Origin of the sequence: Ochrobactrum sp. SFR4 (assembly GCF_019730395.1) — a bacterium.
GTDB lineage: Bacteria > Pseudomonadota > Alphaproteobacteria > Rhizobiales > Rhizobiaceae > Pseudochrobactrum.
In genome coordinates this window covers 1-412 of the sequence record NZ_JAAPBB010000266.1, presented here as the reverse complement: position 1 = coordinate 412, position 412 = coordinate 1, and the positions used below count along the sequence as shown (strand labels likewise).

1 protein-coding gene is annotated in these 412 nt (G+C 51.9%); it reads left to right on the top strand.

Annotated features, from left to right (window positions below; translation table 11 throughout):
* Window positions 1–350: UPF0262 family protein (locus HBA93_RS18920; protein ID WP_221724327.1), on the top strand; the 350-nt coding region annotated here is incomplete at its 5' end.
* Window positions 351–412: the final 62 nt, after the last annotated feature.

Below are 412 nucleotides of genomic sequence, written 5' to 3'. Positions count from 1 at the left end.
CTGTGGGAGACACCGATGGCGGGCCTTACCGTTTGCGGCTGTCTCTGGTGGAAAAACGTCTGATTTTTACCATCACCCGTGAGAGCGGTGAACTGGTTGCCACACATATTCTCTCGCTGTCGCCGTTGCGCAAAACAGTGAAGGACTATTTTCTGATCTGCGAAAGCTATTATGCGGCGATCCGCTCGGCCACACCAAGCCGGATTGAGGCAATTGATATGGGGCGGCGCGGTTTGCATAATGAGGGCTCGCAGACATTAATGAACCGGCTTGACGGTAAGATCGAGATTGATTTTGATACAGCTCGGCGTTTATTTACGCTGGTCTGTGTGCTGCATTGGCGCGGGTGATTAATGAGCGTAAGCCCTGATCAGATACCGGATGATTTTAAGAGCGCTGCCGCTGTCAGAAA